The following is a 3710-nucleotide window of genomic DNA, read 5'->3' as shown; positions in this document are numbered from 1 at the left end:
CTTCAGCCGGGAAATAATGTGGCCATACAATGCCATCGGAATAGCTTCGGCAACGAGTTCCAGACAACCGTTCACCCGATACCGCACCCGTCCGGTCACCGGCCCCGGCTCAATGTGAATATCACTGGCATCCTGCAGCAAGGCAGCTTCAATCAGGCCATTTACCAGCCGAACCACCGGAGCGGTATCTATCGGACCAGGTTCCAGCCGGGGCCGTGGTGCTGAACCAGTACTGCGTCTAGCAGCCAGCAACAATTCGGATAAATTATTATTTATATTATGTGCCATAGCCAAAATCCTTAAGTTTATTTTGTGAAATGTTTATTTATGTTAATAATTTTATCATATCACAAAATATTTTCAACATATTTAAGAATTTTTCATAATAATTTTTGCCAAATAAAAACCTTCCCTAAAAAGAGAAGGTTTTGCTTTCCAACTTTATTTATTTCCGGGCTTTCTTTTTCATATAACCAACCACGCACACACCTATGGCTAACACCGCCGGAATAGCCAGCTGCGTCGCCGGTCCAAGGGCATCGCCAATAAGCCGCCCCACACTGGCATCATGTACCAGCATACTGCCGCCGGTCCAGCCTAAAATAGCTGAACCCAAATAGATCAGTATCGGCCAGTTATCCAACAGCTTGCCGATGAGCTGACTGCTGCCCACTACTATTGGAACACTGATAATAAGACCAATAACCACCAGCAAAAAACTACCGTGAGCTGCTCCGGCTACGGCCAGCACATTATCTATCCCCATGGCCGCATCGGCCACGATGATGGTCTTGACTGCTCCGACGAAATTATCCGCTTCCTCTACATGACCTTCCTTGGCCGGTGCCAACAGTTTGATAGCTATAGGCAACAACAGCAGTCCACCCAAAGCCTGCAAATATGGAATCGACAGCAGATATACCGCCAACAAAGTCATAATAATCCGAATGACCACCGCTCCGCCGGTTCCCACCAGCACCGCTTTCTTTTTCATTTCATCCGGCAGCCGATGGGCAGCCATGGCAATAACCACTGCGTTATCCCCTGCCAACACCAAATCCAGTATCACGATTGAAAATAAAGCGGTCCAAAACTCAACAGTAAATAATTCCACTAAAAATTCTCCTCCAACGCAACCACCATACCACACATCATCCATAAGAGCATAGAGGACGGCAGGTTGTACAACACATCATCCGTCAGGCCATTCAAGGCAACCGAAATCAAGGCCAGCCCCAGCCCTACCATCAAACCGCCGGAAAAATCATCCGGCATTTCTTTTTTGGAAAACAGGGCCGTAATTATTGTGCCAAACAGAAAAATCGTAAAGCCCATGCCCCCCATTATACCGATTTCCGCCACATAGTTCAGATAAATATTGTGAGCGTGCACCAAAGTAACACTGCCATCCACAATGTAGGTATCATAAATCGGATAAACCAGTGAATAGGCGCCACCACCGATGCCCAGTACCGGGTGGTCCATTATCATCTGCAGGGTGCTTTCCCACATGGCAATGCGCATTTCCGAGGAAGTATCCCCCACGCTAAACATGGTGGTCATTCGCTCCAGCAGCACCGGATTTAAAACCAAGATTCCGACCGCCACCACCAGCACAGCCATCAATATCCGCCGGTCCTTCACTGCCCCGTAGCCAGCCATAATAACTGCAATGGTCAGGCAAGCCCCCCGGGCATAGGTCATGGCCAGACAGGCCATACAGCAGATTATACCAATCGCCAGCCAAATTCTGGTACGACGATCCTGCAGTCGGGAAAACAGCCCCAACAGTACACAGGCTACCACATCCAGATAAGCCGCCAAAATATTTGGATTTTCCAAAGTGGAAAACACCCTTTTCCGCAGCTCCGGAAAAGCTTCGCCATCCACCCACCGCATTTCGCTGGTATCAATCCCGAAGAAAAACTGGAAAAATCCGTACAGGATAACAATTGCAGCAGCAGTCCCCAAAGCGTATGCTATATCCCGCATATGCCGCGGTGTATTAACATTTTGGGACACCAATACATAGGTGAAGAAATATATCAGCAGCATCACAAACCAGATGGACAAACTATACATCCGGTCCGGTGACACAAATATGGATGCCCCTCCGCAAACCATAAATATGGCAATAGCCCAGTTATAAGGTGTACCATTCAGCTGAAACTCCGGATCCTTCCACCACTTAATTAAAAATGCCGCCATGCCGACACCTAGGCACGCCACGGCCACCGTTGGTGCCAAAGCAATGAAAAATGCCTCCAAAACAATCGCTATATGTAAACTGTCCTTTACCACCGTTGATGTTGCTATCCGTTTAAAGACTCCCACGAAATTCACCCCAAAAACAACCAAACATAAACATAAAACCTATTTAATATGTTTATTATACTAAGAAATGCGCCTTGTTGCCAGTCCCCATAACGGGCCAAAGCATCGGGACAATCATTGAATTGCTTTATTTATGTTCATTCATAAGAATATGGCGGAGATAACCAATAAGATACAGCGAACCGGCACATATCAGTACAGTGTCAGCCTGCGGTCCATCTGCCGCCTTGCTCGCCTCAGCCGCCAGCTCCATCCCCCGTTTCAGGGCTTTTCCGGCATCGCCTATAGCCTCCTTGGTCTCTACCGGGGCGTATTCCAACAGCTCTACCGGATCAGCCGCCCGCTCTGATGATGGTGTGGTGAAAATCACCCGATCATCAGGCCGCAAAAGCAGCTTCAGCATTCCTTCAAAATCCTTGTCCCGAAGAATCCCCAGCACAAAAATCCGTTTTTGGTCAGGATAATAATAATCAAGACTCTCCCGCAGCACAGTGATACCAGCCGGATTATGGGCCCCATCAATAACCAGTTCATAGCCCTTTTGCGGGATAATCTCAAACCGGCCCGGCCACCGAACGGACAGCATGGCTTTCTTTATGGCCTGGCGGGTAATACGCAAATCATCTATAGCCAGCAGCATGGCAGTGGCCACGGCAATACTGCTGTTAAATATCTGATACAGTCCCCGCTGACCCAGACGATAATCCATATCCGCCATCTGCTCACACCGGGCGGTAAATTCCACCAGCTGAGTTTTGGCACCATCACCTTCTGTTTCACACCGACCATAAGGCAGGGCTGACAGTGCTTCTATCTGCAAATCAATCATAGAAGGACTCATATTTCCCACCCCGGTATTGCCCAGATTAGGTGGTATGCTGAGCTGGCCCAGAGGCTGCACTGCCTTTGCCCCAAATTCCTGCCCCGCCACATAAATAGCCGCTTTATGCTCGATGGCAGTCTGCCGAATAATTTCCAGCGCCTGTCCTGCGGCACCGGTGATTACCGGCACTCCATCCTTGATAATCCCCGCCTTGTGGTGGGCAATCCCCTCCAGGGTGCCACCGCATTTATCAGCATGCTCAAAGGACACATTAGTAATAACCGATACTGCCGGAGTAATCACATTGGTGGAATCCAACAATCCCCCCAACCCGACTTCAATAACAGCATACTCCACCTGTTCCTTCATAAAGATGTAAAAAGCCGCCGCCGTCAGCACCTCAAATTGGGTAGGGTGTTCATCTCCCTCGCCCACCATAAAATCACATAAATCCCGTACCACGGTAAGGGCCGCCGCCAGCTTCTCCCGGCTGATGTTATCCCCATTGATAACCACCCGTTCCGTATAGGACTCCAGATGAGGCGAGGTAAAC

General features: G+C 49.0%; 3 protein-coding genes and 1 pseudogene. All 4 read right to left on the bottom strand.

Features of this window, described 5'->3' with window-relative positions; genetic code table 11:
• A pseudogene (locus QZV24_RS10165) lies at nucleotides 1–288 on the bottom strand (hypothetical protein); the annotation flags it as partial.
• Between the two features lie 157 nt (nucleotides 289–445).
• On the bottom strand, nucleotides 446–1159 hold the full coding sequence (locus QZV24_RS10160; protein ID WP_294523486.1) for a TerC family protein: 714 nt from the start codon (nucleotides 1157–1159) through the stop codon (nucleotides 446–448).
• Nucleotides 1114–2334, bottom strand: coding sequence for an O-antigen ligase (locus QZV24_RS10155; RefSeq protein WP_294523484.1), 1221 nt, complete (start codon nucleotides 2332–2334; stop codon nucleotides 1114–1116). Before QZV24_RS10155 ends, QZV24_RS10160 begins: the two co-directional genes overlap by 46 nt.
• A gap of 127 nt (nucleotides 2335–2461) precedes the next feature.
• A partial coding sequence (locus QZV24_RS10150) for a folylpolyglutamate synthase/dihydrofolate synthase family protein (protein WP_294523482.1) occupies nucleotides 2462–3710 on the bottom strand: 1249 nt, incomplete at its 5' end.

The sequence above is a fragment of the uncultured Anaerovibrio sp. genome (assembly GCA_902786545.1).
Classification (GTDB): Bacteria; Bacillota; Negativicutes; order Selenomonadales; family Selenomonadaceae; genus Anaerovibrio.
The sequence above is the reverse complement of the archived record's forward strand: the minus strand, read 5'-3'. Positions and strand labels throughout refer to the sequence as shown.